The organism is Bremerella sp. TYQ1, from assembly GCF_020150455.1.
Taxonomy (GTDB): domain Bacteria; phylum Planctomycetota; class Planctomycetia; order Pirellulales; family Pirellulaceae; genus Bremerella; species Bremerella volcania_A.
On record NZ_CP083740.1, the window covers coordinates 186,903 to 203,078 of the forward strand.

Consider the following 16,176-nt stretch of genomic DNA (forward strand, 5'->3'; position numbering starts at 1 on the left):
CTCGGCCATTTGCCCCCACCTGGATTGACCTCATGCGAATTCTCCTGCCCTGCTTGATTACTGTTCTGCTGGCGATGCCACTTTGGGCCGATGGCCCAGCGGATAACATTCCTGCAAATGTTCGTCCGATACCTCCGCTCGGAATCGAAGTTCCGGCTGATGATGCGGCGGAACTGTCGCAAGGGCTCGAGCGGCTCGACGATCTGATCAAGCAGTTGAAGATGCGTCGCGACGCACGCACGCCTCAAATGCTACCGGATGTCGAAATCTTCTCCCGGGCCATACACCAAGCCCTTAAGTATCGTGAGTTTTATAAGCCCGGCGATATCAGCGCCGCCAAGCTGACGTTGGCGGAAGGGCTCAATCGGGCAGAGAGTTTGTTGGAAGGGAAGACACCCTGGACAACGCAAACGGGGCTCGTCGTGCGGGGGTATCGCTCGAAGATCGATCAAACCGTGCAGCCTTATGGTCTGGAGGTTCCGGCGAACTACAACTTCGATTCGATCGATCCTTTCCGTCTGGACGTTTGGCTGCATGGCCGTGGCGAACGAAACACCGAGGCCAACTTCATTGCCGAGCGGATGAACCGCCCTGGTCAGTATCAACCGAAGGGGACAATCGTACTGCATCCTTTCGGCCGATACTGCAACGCGTTCAAATTCGCGGGCGAGATTGATATTCTCGAAGCGATGCAAGACGTCAAGCAGCGGTATCGAATCGACGACAACCGCGTCGCGATTCGTGGTTTTTCGATGGGCGGGGCTGGCTGTTGGCAGATGGCCGTGCATTACCCTAGCTTGTTCTTTGCGGCGAATCCCGGAGCTGGGTTCTCGGAGACGCCGCTGTTTCTCGATGTGTTCCAGAAGGAAACCCTCGAGCCTACGTGGTACGAAAAGAAGCTTTGGCAGTGGTACGACTGCCCTGGGTACGCGACGAATGTGTTTAATCTGCCGACGGTGGCTTACAGCGGCGAGCTTGATATTCAGAAGCAAGCGGCCGACGTCATGGCCGATGCAATTGCGGAAGAAGGAATGCGACTAACGCACGTGATCGGTCCGGAAACGAAGCACAAGATCCACAACGATTCCAAGCAAATCATCGCCACAAAGCTTGATGCGATTGCGGAAAAGGGGCGCGATACGACGCCCGATGAGATCCGTTTCGCCACGTACACGCTTCGTTATCCGCAGATGCACTGGGTTTCCGTCGGAGGGCTGCAGGAGCATTGGAAGCAGGCTCGCGTTCATGCGAAAGTCGATTCCCCGACCAATACGATCGCTATCGGCACTCAGAACGTTGCTCGCTTGCAGCTCAACTTTCCTGCCGGGCAGCAACTCTTATCGGTCGATCACCCAGTAAAGATTCGTATTGCGTCGTCCGTGCCGGGCGGGGAAGGGGATGCGTACGATCTGGAGACACTGCCGCCTGAGACCGATCGTTCCTGGTCTTGCTTGTTGGAGTATGGTCCCAACGGTTGGCAGCTTGGTTGGACGCAGCGAAACGAGTTGGCAAAAGTGCCTGGGCTGCAAGGACCGATCGACGACGCGTTTCTCGATTCGTTTGTCGTGGTCAGTCCCACTGGGAAGCCGTGGAACGAGAAGGTCAACGATTGGGCCGTCAGCGAGATGAATCACTTCACCGAGCAGTGGCGTCAACAGTTCCGTGGTGATGCGATCGTCAAAACTGACGAGCAGCTTACCGAGGCCGATATCGCTAACAGTAACCTCGTTTTGTTCGGCGACCCCGGCAGTAACGCAGTGCTGGCAAAGATCGCCGCTCAACTTCCCATCCAGTGGAAGCAAGGGGAAATCGTTGTTGGTGGGCAAACGTTTAAATCGACTGAAAACGCCCCGGTCATGATCTACCCCAATCCGCTTAACCCAAGCAAGTACGTGGTGATCAACAGCGGTTTCACCTACCGCGAGTACGCTTATCTCAACAATGCTCGCCAGGTACCGAAACTGCCAGACTGGGCGATCGTTGATGTGACCACGCCGCCGAACGCTCTGTGGCCAGGGAAGATCGTCGCGGCAGACTTCTTCAACGAAGCCTGGCAGCTTAAGCCGGAGTAAAGTTCCGGCATCGAATGCGGCGTGAACGATTGACGCTTCCCGACAAGAAACGAGCAAAGCCATCATGGTTCTCCATGATGGCTTTGTTTTTTCAATTGTCTTGCGAGTCGTTACGAGAGCGTGACCAATTCTTGGTTTCGCAGTGCGTTTGCTTGGACCGCTTTCATTTCGTGTTCTTTAGGGAACAGTTCATAATGCACGTTTCGCTGGCGGGGCTCGTAACCTAGCTCGGAGATGGCGTCACGAATTTCCTGCAGCGTCAGGAAGTGAACCGTTCCCGCTTCCGCGACCACGTTCTCTTCGATCATCAGGCTACCCATGTCGTTGGCACCATACTGCAGGGCCAGCTGACCGATCTTAAGGCCTTGGGTGACCCAGCTAGATTGGATGTTCGGGACGTTGTCGAGATAAAGCCGCGAAACGGCTTGGGTCTTAAGGTACTCGAACGTTCCACGGGCCGGGACGTGGCTCATGTCGGTGTGATCAGGCTGGAAAGTCCAGCAAATGAACGCTGTGAATCCGCTTGTTTCGTCCTGCAATTGGCGAACACGTTCGAGGTGTTCGATTCGTTCGGCGAGCGTTTCCACGTGACCGAACATCATTGTTGCCGAACTACGACCACCGATCTCGTGCCAAACACGCATCACGTTCAGCCAATCGTCGGTCATCACTTTACCGCGCGTTAGTTCGTGACGAACGCGGTCGACGAGGATTTCAGCTCCACCGCCAGGCAGACTCCCGAGCCCGGCATCTTTCAGTCGTTGCAGGACTTCTCGCAGCGGCAGGTTGTTTACTTTGGTGAAGTGATGGATTTCCGGCGGGCTGAACGCGTGCAAATTGATTTGTGGGAACGCCTTCTTGATGTCGCCGAGCAGCTCCTCGTACCAATCGAGCTTGTACTTGGGATGCAGACCTCCTTGCATCAAGATCTGATCGCCGCCGAGAGCTACGGTTTCTTCGACTTTTTTGAGGATCTCTTCGCGCGGCAGGACGTAGCCTTCGCTGCTTTTCGGGCTACGGTAGAACGCGCAGAAATGGCAGACCGCTGTGCAGACGTTGGTGTAGTTAATGTTGCGGTCGATGTTGTACGTGCGATAGTTCTCTGGATGCAAGCGGCGCGTGACGGCATCGGCGGCACGGCCGATCGCCAACAGATCGTTCGACTCGAGCAGCTTGAGGCCTTCTTCCGGGGTCAGTCGCTCTCCGGCGACTGCTTTATCGAGCAATTTCGCAATCATCGTAATTCGGTGTCCTGCCGCTGGGTGCTAAATCCAAACCAACCGCATAGTCGTAGAACCGCTTCAGACCTGCTTTTTCCTGCGGGCCAAGCGTGAAGTGTAAGTTATCGTGGAAGTAGTGGAAACATTCGCTGGTCGTCAGTCGATAGTTTGGGGCTTCCCGTTCGGCGATGGCTTCCAGGTTTTGCAGCCCGCCATTGCGAGCGTGCATCAGATGCTGCGCGATCGCTTCGGTGGAAACGCCAGGGCGGGCAACCCACATCGCAAAGACAAACGGCAATCCGGTCCACTCGACCCAAGTTTCGCCCAAATCCCAAACCTCAACGGCATCGATCGCCGGAGGATGGATTGCCCGGTCGCCGATCAGCAGGATGGCGTCTGCTTCACAGTCTCGCATGTCGCTGCCCAGCGGCAACGCTTGTAGCTGAGGCCGAACCCCAAGACGTTCGGCCAGCAAAATCTTGGCCATTGCTGCGCTGGTGCGCGAGCCTTCGTCGAGGGCAAGCGTGCGGACTTGTTTGGGAGGGACGCGGAAGAAGATCTTCACGCTCCAGACAGGCCCCAAACAGCCGATGCAGGCGTCGGTGATGATTCGGTAATCGTCCCCCAGAAAGTATTCGATTGAGGGAATCAACGCGACATCGAGCAGCCCGAGTGCCAGTTGGTCGGCGAGGTGGCTGGGATAGTCGAAGCTGAGCGTGAACGGCAGAGACGCATCGTCCAGTCCATGGACAAGCGGCTTGGTGTTCAAATAACGAACGGCCCCAACGCGGGCCTTCATCTCGGTGGCGTTCACAGCGTTCTTCAGCACGAGAATGGAAAGCAATTGGCAAGAATGCCCTGTCGAGGTAACCGAGCGCAAATGCCCGGAGTAACCCCGTAAACCCGCAACTGCTACGGACTAAGGGAATTCAGTCTCTAGGGTACGCGGATTAGGCCTCGAAGGGAAGGTCGGCCAACCCTCCGGCGACGACCCGGCAAACCGATTTCCAGGGGATCAAGTGAACCTGATACTTGCCTGATTCGGCTTGGCGGGCAAAGTAGCCAAGCTCTGCCGATGATTTCTCTTGCGAGAAATGCTGTGGCACAAACACTTCCCCCTCAGGAAGGTGGATTTCCAGCGAGGATTTCGCGTCTCGTTGGTTCCAAAGATGGCAGAACTCGTGATAAAGCCGCTGCGTTTCCACTTGCGCCGGTGGGGCGACGACTGGTTTCGGGCCGATCGACGACTGCAAGACATCAGAAGTGCCAGCGTCGTCGTGAAAGCCAAAATCGGAGGAATTACTGACTTCCTTGATTTCGTTCATGTTCCGCATCGCCGATGCACTGGAGGCCGATGTGGACGCGGCGGCCAGTTCCAGCGGGTTATCGCCGCTGTCCGTGACATTGGGAACACGGAAGCGGACGTTGCAATGGGGACACTTGCCAGGCTGCCCTTGCAGGCGACGAGGCGCATTCAGGCGATGCCCATTGGGGCAAAGAAACATGATTATGTCCGGCTTGCTGTTCACCTTCGCTCCCATCATTCTGCAGAAATTACCGCTTCGTGCGCGTCCGAAGGCTTGTTTTGAGTGGGCCTGAATGTGCTGAGCATACGGCTTGGATTTGAACGATTGATGAATTCGAGTATCTGGATCGGAAAAAGAAGGAAGTTTTGCCGAAGTTTCACCAGCTGGCATCCTTAAACCTTTGCCTTGAGGCGGATTATCAACCACCAGACAATTGACTAAAATGCCAACCAGGGCCAAGTTAGAGACGCGGCTCAGCTTATCTTTTAGACGCCACGCAGCCCTGCTTTCGATTCTTATCGCGGAACAACATGGCAGAACAGCAAGAAAAAATACGCGTAACATGTCCCAGCTGCTTTAAACGCTTCGAGGTGAGCGCCAAGTTCGCCGGGCGTGAAGGGCCATGCCCCAGTTGTAAGAAGCCGATCAAAATTCCGGAGCTGACCGAACAGGTTGTCCTTCGCGAAAAAGAGAAGTTTGGTGGCGTCAAATCGGCCGAAGGGAAGCTGGTCTTCCAGCCGGTTGCCCGCGAAGATGCAACGTTCTCGACAACTGCGTTGGCGGTTGTATTGACCGCTGCGATTTCTGCGTTCGCGATTGCTTTTTTCATTGGCCAATCGACTGAAGACCCTAAAAGCTTAACCTCGGTGGTCGCCGCAGGCTCGTTCCTGATTGCGATTCCGCTGTGCTGGAGCGGTTACTGGTTTTTACGCGACGACGAATACGAAGCTTACTCAGGGCAAGAGCTGTGGGTTCGCGTCGTTGTCTGCTCGGCGTCTTACGCACTGATTTGGGGCATCTATGCGTTTTTGGTGGGCTACTGGGAATTGAGCCCCAACTTAAACGAGTATCTTCCGTACTACGTGATCACCGCTGTGGTCTGCTTGATTGGGGGCGGCTTTGCCGCGGCTGGATCGTTTGATATTCAGCCACTGTCTGGCTTTTTGCACTTTTCGTTCTATATCCTCATCACGCTACTGTTGCGAATGACGATGGGGCTGTCGGCCTACTACGTGAGTTGGTGGGCCTAGCGACGACGACCTAAAGTAACGAAACGGGGCGGTCCCGGGTTTCAAACCGGGATGGCCGACGGCCACAAGAAGCTATGGATCACGTCCTGTAGAAACGTTGCTTTCAACTCCAACTCTTCGCAATGGCTTGCTGCCGGAGTAGCTTTGAGGTGAAAGTCAAAAGCTAGGACGGACTGCCCAGCTGGTAGATGCGTTCGGCGATTTCGGTGGCATCGAATTGGCCGGCCAGTTCCACTTCGCGGCATTCTTCCAGGCTACGGAACCACGTGCATTGTCGTTTGGCGAACTGGCGTGTGCGGGCTTTGACTCGCTGCTTGGCAGCCTCCAGGTCTTTATTGCCGGCCATGAAGTCGATCACCTCTTGATAGCCGACCGCTTGCAGGGCGGTGGTGCTTAGTGGTGAGTGCGTTTTAAGAAGCCGCTCGACTTCTTGGACAAGGCCAGCGTCAAACATCGCGTCGACTCGCTGATTGATCCGATCGTGCAGCACACTGCGTTCCCACGATAACCAAAACGCGCGGCAATCTTCCGGCTTGGCGTGATCTTCGAATTCAAATTGATAGTGGCTCATCGGTTGCCCGGTGGCATGATGCACCTCCAAGGCCCGAATGATGCGTCGCCGATCGTTTTCATGAATGCGTGCGGCCGCCAGCGGATCGATCATCTTCAAGCGTTCGTGCAGCGCGGTATTGCCCACTTTGACGGCCTCTTCTTCGAGGGCCTGGCGATAGGCTGGATCGGGGGCGGGACCTTCCGAAAGGCCACGCAGCAACGCCTTCAAATAGAGCGGCGTACCACCGACGAAGAGAACCTCTTTTCCACGAGAACGGATTTCCTGAACGGTGCTCTTAGCCATTTCGAGGTACTGCGAGATGCTGGAAGTCTCGGTCGGATCGAGGACATCGATCAGGTGGTGCGGGACTTCGGCTTGCTCCTCGGGCGTCGGTTTGGCGGTGCCGATATCCATGTCGCGATAGAGCGACATCGAATCGAGGGCGATGATTTCCGCGTTAATTTTCTTGGCTAACTCGAGTCCCACGCGGGTCTTACCGCTGGCAGTCGCGCCGGACAGAAACCAGCAGTCGAGGAAGGTAAACTCTTTGTCAGTCGGGGGATTCGTCATTCGATCAGTGGGCAATTGTGGGCGGAAACCCTGAATTCTACGGATGTTAAGGTTCGTCAGGGGTGCAATTTCCAGTTTACCCCCAGCCGACTACAATACTAGATTCCCGGCCACTCGACGAAGGGGGCAGGGGATTGTTCCGCATCGATCTTCCTTCAAAGGGGCCGAGCTTTGTCCGGCGAACCAAACGCAGATTCCTCCGTGAATGTCCTGGCAGCGCTGATGGCGGTGATTGAAGATCGCCGCGCGAACCCGCCTGAGAAATCGTACACCACGAAGTTGTTCAACGGTGGCGTCCCCAAGATCGGCGAGAAGATCATGGAAGAGGCGGCCGAAGTGGTCGAAGCAGCTGGGGAAGAAGGAGATGAAGGACGTCAGCATTTGATCTACGAAGCTGGCGACCTGATCTATCACTTGTTCGTCATGCTGGGGCACCGTGAGATTGCCCTCAGCGAGGTCGAAGCGGAACTAGGCCGACGTTTCGGCGTTTCCGGCATCGATGAAAAAGCCTCGCGTCCGCAGAAGTAGTTTTTCTCTCAGAACCATCCAACCCCAAGCAAACCATCATGGAAAACTTTCGGATTGGCATCCCCAGCAAAGGTCGACTCGCGGAAGTCGCTACGGAACTTCTCGGCGACGCCGGTCTCAAGTTTCGTCGCCAAGACCGCAGCTTGTTCGCACGCGTCCGCGACATGCCGATCGATATTACCTTCCTGCGAACCGATGACATCCCCGTGCTGTGTGCCGAAGGTGCCATCGACATGGGTATCACCGGCAGCGACTTGGTTCAAGAAGCGGAAGTCGATGTTGAGACTCGCATGGAGTTGGGCGTCGGCAAATGTCGCCTGGCACTCTGCGTTCCGGAAGATACCGACTGGAAGAGTGTCGAGGACATGAAGACTTGCCGCGTGGCAACAAGCTTCCCCAACGTCACCAAAAGCTTTTTGGAAGCCAACGGAGCGAAGCCGCACCTGGTGAATCTTTCCGGGTCGGTCGAAGTGATGATTTCGCTGGGCATTGCCGACGCAATTGTCGATCTGGTCGAAACCGGCAGCACGTTGGCCGCCAATCGTTTGAAGATCTTCGCCGAGATCGGCAGCTATCAGACGGTACTGATCCAGAATAAGCAGAAGCGACTTCCGGAGCTGGCCGATCGTATTGTCCGCCGCTTGGAAGGTGTCGTGATCGCTCGCGACTATTCGCTGCTGGAATACAACATTCCACGCGAGAAATTGCAAGACGCGGAGAAGATCACCCCTGGCTTCAACTCGCCGACAATCAATCCGCTGGAAGACGACGCCTGGTGTGCCGTCCGCGCGATGGTCAAACGGAAAGAGGTGATCGACGTGATGGAGCAGCTAGAACAGCTCGGCGCGTCGGCGATTCTACAAACGAACATCGCCAACTGCCGTCTGTAATCGGCCGTGATCCAATTCTCGTTCCCTCTCCCCTGAGGGGAGAGGGCTAGGGTGAGGGGCGGAATTGTGGGTAGTGAATCGTCGGACAACGCTCAACGACGAAAAGCCCTACGCCAAACGTCTACCAAGCCGGAACAGTTGCTCTGGACGGCACTTCGAAATCGGCGTCTCGCGGGATTGAAATTCCGCAGGCAACATTCAATCGGTCCATGGATCGCGGACTTCGTTTGTCTTGACAAGCTGCTCGTAATCGAAATCGATGGTGGTTACCACGACAAAGTTCAAGACAAAGACGCGGATCGGCAACGATACTTAGAAAAGCAGGGGTACCGCGTCCTGAGATTTCGGAACGAAGAGGTACTTTCCAACCTGGAAGGTGTCGTGATTGCGATCCGGCGTTTCTTGGGTTTACCGGATGAAGATCGCCCCTCACCCTAACCCTCTCCCCTCGGGGGAGAGGGGACTAGAGAGTTGATGTTGCGTTGAGCGAATAAGCCTATTCCTTCATCGCGGTTTGCTTGGGATCTGTGTTGGCGACGCCGTGGGCTGACTTGAGGCCTTCGATGACTTGGTCTTCGGTCAGAAGATCGCTCATCACGTAGACTTCGCCTGCTTTGCCGCCAGGGAAGATGGCCAGTAACGGGATGCTCTTGTAACCGAGCTTGCCGAGGAAGCCCTCCACTTTTGGGCTGTTGTCGTGCGTCGTGTTAGTCCAGTCGACCAGCATCGGGACAATCCCATGTTCGTTGACCACTTCGCCGACGCCATCGGTGTTGATCGCCGTGTAGTAGTTCAACTTACACGTTGGGCACCAGTCGGCGGTGAAGTCGACCATGACCGTTTCGCCAGCTTGCTGTCGGGCAAAGATGTCGTTCTCGAGCGCCGGCCAACGTTCTTCCGAGTATGTATCCCAAGCAATGCTCCCTTCGTGGGCATCCCCTTCAACCAACGCGGTGAACGAGAAGTACCCGATCCCGATCGCCACGACGAACGCACCGATTGTGGTCGCGATCTTGGAAGACTTATGCTCCAGCGTATGCACTTGCCCCAGCATCCAGCAGCCGGCACCCAGTCCGACCAAAAGCGTCAGCGTTGGGACAACCCATTGTTCCTGCAACGTGTACATCAGGTAGACCACCGTCAGCATCATGACGAAGCCCATCAACTGTTTGAAAGCGACCATCCAGTTGCCTGGCTTCGGCAGAAACGCGATCAGACGTGGGTTGATGCCGATGATCAGGTAAGGGGAGGCCATGCCGAGCCCAATCGCTCCGAAGACGATAAACGTCACGAAGACTGGCTGCGAGATGGTGTAACCGAACACAGGGCCCAGGAAAGGACCGCTGCAGGGGGTCGACAGCAGCGTGGTGACAATCCCTTTGAAGAACGCACCGCCGTAGCCAGACTGATTCGAGGCATTCGCGACGCTACCACTTCCCAGGAAGCTGGGCATCGACAGTTCCCACACGCCGAGCATGCTGAGACCCATCGTATAGACCAGCACGATCATGGCGAGAATGTAACGCCAGTCACCACTCCATTGCCCCCAGGCCATGCCGCCGGTTTCGCCTGCGGCACCGTCTGCCGATGCAAACTGCGCGACGATTATGTTCAGCGACGACGAGACAACCGCCAGCACCATGAACACCGAGATCACGCCGAGTGAGTAAATCAGGTTCAACATGAAGACCTGACCGCGGTGTTTACCGGCCTGATTGACGAACGAAAGAATCTTTAGCCCGACAACTGGCAAAACGCACGGCATCAGGTTCAAGATCGCACCGCCGATAAAGCTCAGCAGAATGATCCAGCCTAAGCTGGCGCTTTCCGGAGGGTTGATCACCTTCCATTGAATGTTGTTGTTCTGTAGCGGAGCAGGAGGCATTTGGGCCGTCTGCTCTTCTTCCGGGGCAGGCGGATCGGTCAGCTTGCTGGTTTTCTCTCCGGTCGCTTCTTGAACTTCCGCGTGCGTTACTTTGGCGCGTTCGGCTGCTTTGTTGTACTTGTCTGCCGAGAACGCGAACGGAGCCGACTCTTCGTTTCCTTTGTCGGCAACTTGAACGATACCCTCGAACTTCGCCGCCGAAGGACGGTCACACGTCGTATCCGTACATGTCTGATAGCCGACGTAACCAACCAGTGGATACTTGCCAGGGACCGCGTCGATGGGGACCTGAACGGTGAACTTCCACGTGGTGACACCATCGTGATAACGAACTGGGGGAAAGCCTTCGATCAATGCTTTTTCGATGATCGGGTTTTCGGTCTTCGGTTGCATGGCAAGCCACGGGGTGACTTCTGCCAAAGCGATCTGTGTCGACTTGTAGCCAATCGTCGAGTCAGTCGGCGAGTAGGCGTAGATGTGGTAATTGCCCTTAGGTTTAAAGCTAAGCGTGACGGTGATTTCGTCGCCAGGCTCGACTTTGGAGGGCTCGAACTTACCGGTGAAAATGCCATGACCACCTTCGGTGGTGTAGTCACCCATCTGGCCTTCGATTTTGTAATCGGCCGGAGGAATCGCACCGCCTGGGGTCATTGCAATTTTAGGGAGCAGCTTTTCGTCCATCTCCACGTCGTGCAGGCCTGCGAACTTGGCTTCCGCTTTAGCGGTAACCGGAATGCAAGTTCCTTTGTCGTGGCAGCTTTGGCCATCCAGTTTGACTTGGAGGTTCAGCTTTTCTGGTTCAGTTCCAGGAGCGAGAAGGAACGGAGCGCTCCAGGTGACTTTCTCGTAAAACTTCTCTTGCGGAACGCGAATGATCTTATCGGGCGGAACAATCTTCGGCTTCTTGTCGGCGGTGAACGTGCCGACCGCGGTGACTGCATCGTTCGGTTCCACTTTCAGCTTGGTGGCCATGGGCCCGCCTTTGGGCTGCGTCGTGGAATACAAGCACCAGCCGCTGCCGACCGTGGCAGTGATGTCGACACGCCCATGCTTACCGGAAGGGTCGATCACATACTTTGCGGTGATGGCCAGATTCGGATCGCTTTGGTTGCCGCCACCAAAGTCGTCAAACCCTTCAATGCCCTGAAACAGATCGCCACCCAAGCCTTGGGCAAACGTGGCAGTCGGCAAAAAACAAATAAGCAAAGCCAGGGCGAGGGGAGCAAGTCGCTTCATGAGAATTCAGTACCGAGGATTCAAGCTGGGTAAGGGCCTAGCGAGGCCTAACCACCATCTTCGGAAAAAATGATGGGTTCGTAAATGCAGAAATCGCAAATCGTTCCGACGGAAATCCGCCGACTCTGTGGCTATCGTTCGCATTTGCCACTGCCATGTCTGTGATGCCGCTCACTAACGATCGTTTCTCGCAAACAGTTACAGGTTCCAAGCAGCGTGTTGGCCGATTTTGGTCAATCGTGTCGCGATGTGTGCCAGTCGAGCACTGACATGGTCACAGTTTCGGAAACTGATACCATCCACGACAAGCCACTGTATCCAATTGAGGCCTGTTAGTAATACGTTCGCCGCATCAAGAATGATCGCTAACCGTTCCTCAGGAGGGGAGAGCGGACGGTGCTTTTGCATCGCTTCGAAGGCAAATGGCCAATCGATTTGGCCTTCTTCCGCGACTTCGCTGGCCAATCGAGCCACATCCAGCGCGACGTTGTCCCAGCGCATCGACCCTAGATCGAATAAGCCGGTCAGTTTTTCCCCCTGAAATCGAAAATTCTCGGGTCGAGGGTCCGCGATGCGGTCACTCAGTTCAAACGAGTCGCGATCGACCAATGTCAATGTTTCGGCCAGGCAAGTTTTGTAAGTAGCGAAACTGTCTAGGAATTGGGAAAGCATCGGTTCCCATTGCGGATGACCGAATCGACTGATGCGGGCCTGAGCCTCCGAAATTCGATCGGATGGCCAGTCCTCGAGCAACCGTTTTCGCGTGCCAATTCCAGGGGATAAGCCCGATGTTTTGAGAGGAGTTGTATGCAATGCATGGAATTGCCCAATCGCGTGAAACATGGCCTGTTTTTGCGGTCCCGGGTAGGGCCAGAAGGGTGGTTCGCCAGGCATCCAAGTTTGCAGTTCCCAAAGGTGATCGGCATGTTCAAACCATGTCGTGTCGTCGGCGGTGGAAAGGAAACCGGCAAGTAACGTCATCCCGAGCTTCCGCCGCGAGTTTGCCGCTGCATGAATGGCTTCGATCCGTTTGACCGAAAACTGGGCCGGCATACGCTTTAGGCAGAAGCACGCCGAAGATCCCACCACTTTCCAAGCCTCGCTTCCGCTAAGTCCTCCTTCGCAGGCCACTAAATTGCTTACCGACTCGGTATCGATTTGAAATCGGGCCAAAACGTGAGCGATCGTGGGGGGCAGGTAAGTCATTTACGGTTGTTTTTGTCGGAACTTTTCGGAGATCCAAATACGCGGGAAGGAAGGGCGAATCGGTGACGCTAGTCGATTTTATTGGTATAACCGGCTTTTCTTTCCCAAAATCCCGTGCGCAGAATAGAACAATTACGGCGGATGCTTAGAGTGGGGTATATTTTCCAAACGCTCTAGATTGAAATCCGTTATGGGAAGCTTTTCCGATTTCGTCGTTAATTTTCGCAAGAAAACGGCGCGAGAAACCTCTATCTGATGGGCAACGGCTGCATGCGGTAGGCGGCAGTGGCCTCATTAGTAAGCGAAAGAGACCAAAATCGGAAACGCTTATCGAAGTCTCCCTCCCTTTTTAATGTACGAGAGTTGTACGCATGAAGGTGTTTACATTGTTGCGTCGGTCGACGGCCTGGTGTGCGACCGCCATGGTCGCGTTGGCGGCGACCAGTTTGGCCGTCGCAGACGAAACCAAAGCCGACGGTGACCAGGCTGCCAAATCGCCAGCCGAAGTTTCCGCGACGACCGGAGGTTCCAGTTCCTCTGGATCCAGTGGTGGCGGCTCGAGCAGTTCCAGCTCTGCCCCGCACGCTGCCATTCTAAAAGATTTCAAAAAGCAGGACGGACTGATTCCTACCTATCACAAGGGGAATCGGATGTTCTTCGAACTCAACAGCTCGCACTATAACGGCGAATTCATCGTTCTGATCTCGATCGCTCGTGGTGCCGGGATCGATCCGCTTTACGGCGGTATGTCTTGGGGCTTCGGCGATGACTGGGTTTGGAGCTTCCGCAAAGTGGACGACCGCGTGCACATCGTGCGGAAGAACGTTCGCTTCAAAGCACAAGATGGCAAGCCTGAATCGCGTGCGGTGAAGCATGCCTATAACGACAGCGTGCTGTTCAGCATTCCGATTGCCACGAAAGGACCTGGCGGCGGCGACTTAGTCGAAGTCACCCCGGTCTTCATGAGCGACTTGCCGATGATCGGCGACGTGCTGCCAGGTTTTGGTTTCTCGTCCAGCAAATCGATCTTTGGTGAAGTGAAAGGTTTCAAAGAAAACCTCGAACTGCAAGTCGAAGCAACGTACCAGTCGAGCGGTCGCTCTTCGATCGATACGGTTCCAGACTCGCGTGGTTTGACCATCGACGTTCATTACTCGATCAGCAAGATCCCCAGCGGCGGCTACACGCCTCGCTTGGCCGACGACCGTGTCGGGTACTTCCTGACCGCCGTCAAGAACTTCTCGAAGTCGGACGACGAACAGTTCGTGCGTTACGTCAATCGCTGGAAGCTGGAAAAAGCCGATCCATCCGCGAAGATGTCGGAGCCCAAAGAACCGATCATCTTCTACATGGAAAATACGATTCCGTATAAGTATCGTAAGCCGATCCGCGACGGCATTCTGGAATGGAACAAAGCCTTCGAAAAGGCTGGTTTCATCGACGCCATTCATGTCCGTCAGCAGGAAGACGACGCCGATTGGGATCCGGAAGACGTGCGTTACAACACGTTCCGCTGGATCACTTCCGACGCCGGTTTCGCAATGGGCCCTAGCCGTGTGAATCCTTACACCGGACAAATTCTCGATGCCGACATCATCTTCGATGCCGACTTCCTGAATTACTGGAAGCAAGCCTTCGAGAACTACAATCCGCAAGCAACCGAAGCCCTGCTTGGTGGTCCGCTGGATGTCGACAGCACCGAGGACTTCCTGAAGCGTGTCGGTTCGATTTCGCCGCGTCATCAGTGCCGGCTCTCCGGTGGCATGTCGCAGCAGTTCGCCTTCGGTGCCGCGGCCGTCTTGGCTCAAGCCGAGAAGGAAGAGGTCGAAAAGAAGAAGAAAAAGAAGAAGGCCAAAAACAAAGAAGAAGCGAAGGAAGAAGCCAAGTCCGACAAGGAAATGAAGGACGACGAAAAGGCTGACAAGGAAGAGGAAGCTTCGGAAGAAAAGGCCGACGAAGAAAAGAAGGAAGAGTCGAAAGAAGACGATTCCAAGGAAGAGGAAGAAAAGAAACCTTCTGCCGAAGAGGTCAAGAAAGAGCGAGAAGCCTTGCTCGATCGCATGATCATGGAAGGCTTGAAGGAAGTTGCGATGCACGAAGTGGGTCACACGTTGGGCCTGCGTCATAACTTCGTCGCCAGCAAGTACCGCAGCCTGGAAGAAATCCGCGAAATGGACAATGGTGCCGCTACCGTTTCCAGCGTCATGGATTACGTTCCTCCGCACATCGCCCCTCCCGGCGAAAAGCAAGGAGCCTTCTTCCCGCAATCGATCGGTGTCTACGACATGTGGGCCATCGAGTACGGCTACAAACCTTTGAACGGCAGCACCGATGCCGAAAAGGGCGAGCTGAATAAGATTGCCTCGAAGAGCACCGAGGATGGTCTTGCTTACCTGACCGACGAAGACACGACGAGTATCTCGCCTGATCCCGACTCGAATCGTTTCGACTTCGGTAAAGATCCACTCGAGTTCGCCAAGAACCAAGCCGAAGTGGTCAAAGCCGCTCTGGATGGTCTGGCCGATCGCGTTGTGGAAGAAGGGGAAGACTACTCACGTGTTCGCCAGGCGTTCAACACGCTGCTTAACACGCACGGCCAATCGATGTACTTCGCTTCGCGTTACATCGGTGGTGTGCACGTGAATCGTTCCCACAAGGGTCAAGAAGACACGCCTCCATTCACCGTCGTCGATGCCGACAAGCAGCGGGAAGTGATGGAACTGATCAGCGATCAGGTCTTCAGCGACGAACCGTTCCAGTTCAGTGCCGAACTGTACAACAAGCTGGCACCTTCGCACTGGAATCACTGGGGTACCAGCTTCGACGTTCGAGGCGACTACCCGATCCATGAAACGATCTCGCGATGGCAGTCGACAATTCTTTCCCGCATGTTCTCCTCGATCACGCTGGAACGAATGCATGACGCCGAATTGAAAGTGCCTGCCGATCAGGACGCTTTCACCACGGCGGAAATGATTGAAAGCCTGACCGACGCGATCTTCAGCGAACTCGATTCGTTGGAAGATGGCGAATACACCGTTCGGCAGCCAGCGATCAGCAGCCTTCGCCGCAACTTGCAGCGAGACTATCTGCAGCGTCTGTCAACGTTGGCGATGGGCAACTCGTTCGCCCCAGCCGACTGCCAGACAATCGCTTACGCCGAACTGATGGACCTGAGCAACAAGCTGGAAGAACTCGAAGAAGAGGAACTCGAACTCGATTCCTATACCCGAGCTCACTTGCTGGAAACAAAGCGACGTATCGACAAAGTGCTCGATGCCGAACTGACGCTCTCGCGTCCGTAAGCCGCCGCGGTTCATCAAGCCAATCAACGGAACGCCGGAGAATGGTCTCCGGCGTTTTTTTATGCGCCTTCCTCGTTTATAGGCATGGAGAAAGAATAAACAAGTAAAAATAAAAATAAGTGTTGATGCGTTATAGTTGCGCGTTGTAGGATGC

The 16,176-nt window shown here is 55.2% G+C and carries 12 protein-coding genes; 6 read left to right on the top strand and 6 right to left on the bottom strand.

Translation table 11 applies throughout. From position 1 onward, the window contains the following. Nucleotides 1–32 precede the first annotated feature (32 nt). Complete coding sequence (locus LA756_RS00700; RefSeq protein ID WP_224437966.1) at nt 33–2,072, top strand: prolyl oligopeptidase family serine peptidase; 2,040 nt, start codon at nt 33–35, stop codon at nt 2,070–2,072. Nucleotides 2,073–2,182: 110 nt separating this feature from the next. Here LA756_RS00700 and mqnC read toward each other — a convergent pair whose 3' ends face one another. The 3 genes from mqnC to LA756_RS00715 form a co-directional block, all read right to left on the bottom strand. Then, the gene (gene mqnC, locus LA756_RS00705; RefSeq protein WP_224437967.1) at nt 2,183–3,310 is read right to left on the bottom strand and encodes a cyclic dehypoxanthinyl futalosine synthase; all 1,128 of its coding nucleotides are present in this window, start codon (nt 3,308–3,310) and stop codon (nt 2,183–2,185) included. After that, nucleotides 3,288–4,136: a menaquinone biosynthetic enzyme MqnA/MqnD family protein gene (locus LA756_RS00710; RefSeq protein ID WP_224437968.1), complete on the bottom strand. Its 849-nt coding sequence runs from the start codon at nt 4,134–4,136 to the stop codon at nt 3,288–3,290. Before LA756_RS00710 ends, mqnC begins: the two co-directional genes overlap by 23 nt. A 106-nt stretch (nt 4,137–4,242) precedes the next feature. Further along, nucleotides 4,243–4,821, bottom strand: coding sequence for a hypothetical protein (locus LA756_RS00715; protein ID WP_224437969.1), 579 nt, complete (start codon nt 4,819–4,821; stop codon nt 4,243–4,245). A gap of 308 nt (nt 4,822–5,129) precedes the next feature. On the opposite strand from LA756_RS00715, the gene LA756_RS00720 reads away from it, so the two are divergent. Further along, nucleotides 5,130–5,849: a hypothetical protein gene (locus tag LA756_RS00720; RefSeq protein ID WP_224437970.1), complete on the top strand. Its 720-nt coding sequence runs from the start codon at nt 5,130–5,132 to the stop codon at nt 5,847–5,849. A gap of 163 nt (nt 5,850–6,012) precedes the next feature. Here the strand turns inward: LA756_RS00720 and miaA are convergent, their stop codons facing one another. Continuing rightward, nucleotides 6,013–6,972: a tRNA (adenosine(37)-N6)-dimethylallyltransferase MiaA gene (gene miaA, locus LA756_RS00725; protein ID WP_224437971.1), complete on the bottom strand. Its 960-nt coding sequence runs from the start codon at nt 6,970–6,972 to the stop codon at nt 6,013–6,015. A gap of 171 nt (nt 6,973–7,143) precedes the next feature. Here miaA and LA756_RS00730 point away from each other — a divergent pair, with 171 nt between their 5' ends. The 3 genes from LA756_RS00730 (at nt 7,144) to LA756_RS00740 (ending at nt 8,828) form a co-directional block, all read left to right on the top strand. Further along, nucleotides 7,144–7,500, top strand: a complete 357-nt coding sequence (locus LA756_RS00730) for a phosphoribosyl-ATP diphosphatase (RefSeq protein ID WP_224437972.1) — start codon at nt 7,144–7,146, stop codon at nt 7,498–7,500. A gap of 38 nt (nt 7,501–7,538) precedes the next feature. Beyond that, nucleotides 7,539–8,390, top strand: coding sequence for an ATP phosphoribosyltransferase (gene hisG / locus LA756_RS00735; RefSeq protein ID WP_224437973.1), 852 nt, complete (start codon nt 7,539–7,541; stop codon nt 8,388–8,390). A gap of 66 nt (nt 8,391–8,456) precedes the next feature. Then, the gene (locus tag LA756_RS00740; protein WP_224437974.1) at nt 8,457–8,828 is read left to right on the top strand and encodes an endonuclease domain-containing protein; all 372 of its coding nucleotides are present in this window, start codon (nt 8,457–8,459) and stop codon (nt 8,826–8,828) included. A 58-nt stretch (nt 8,829–8,886) separates the two neighbouring features. Here LA756_RS00740 and LA756_RS00745 read toward each other — a convergent pair whose 3' ends face one another. Both LA756_RS00745 and LA756_RS00750 read right to left on the bottom strand, forming a co-directional pair. Then, nucleotides 8,887–11,511, bottom strand: coding sequence for a protein-disulfide reductase DsbD (locus LA756_RS00745; RefSeq protein ID WP_224437975.1), 2,625 nt, complete (start codon nt 11,509–11,511; stop codon nt 8,887–8,889). Nucleotides 11,512–11,709: 198 nt separating this feature from the next. Then, entirely contained in the window at nt 11,710–12,717 is a 1,008-nt protein-coding gene (locus LA756_RS00750) for a phosphotransferase (RefSeq protein ID WP_224437976.1), read from the bottom strand. Between the two features lie 371 nt (nt 12,718–13,088). Here LA756_RS00750 and LA756_RS00755 point away from each other — a divergent pair, with 371 nt between their 5' ends. After that, nucleotides 13,089–16,022 (top strand): zinc-dependent metalloprotease, encoded by a 2,934-nt coding sequence (locus LA756_RS00755; protein WP_224437977.1) that lies wholly within the window; start codon nt 13,089–13,091, stop codon nt 16,020–16,022. The last annotated feature ends 154 nt before the right edge of the window (nt 16,023–16,176 follow it).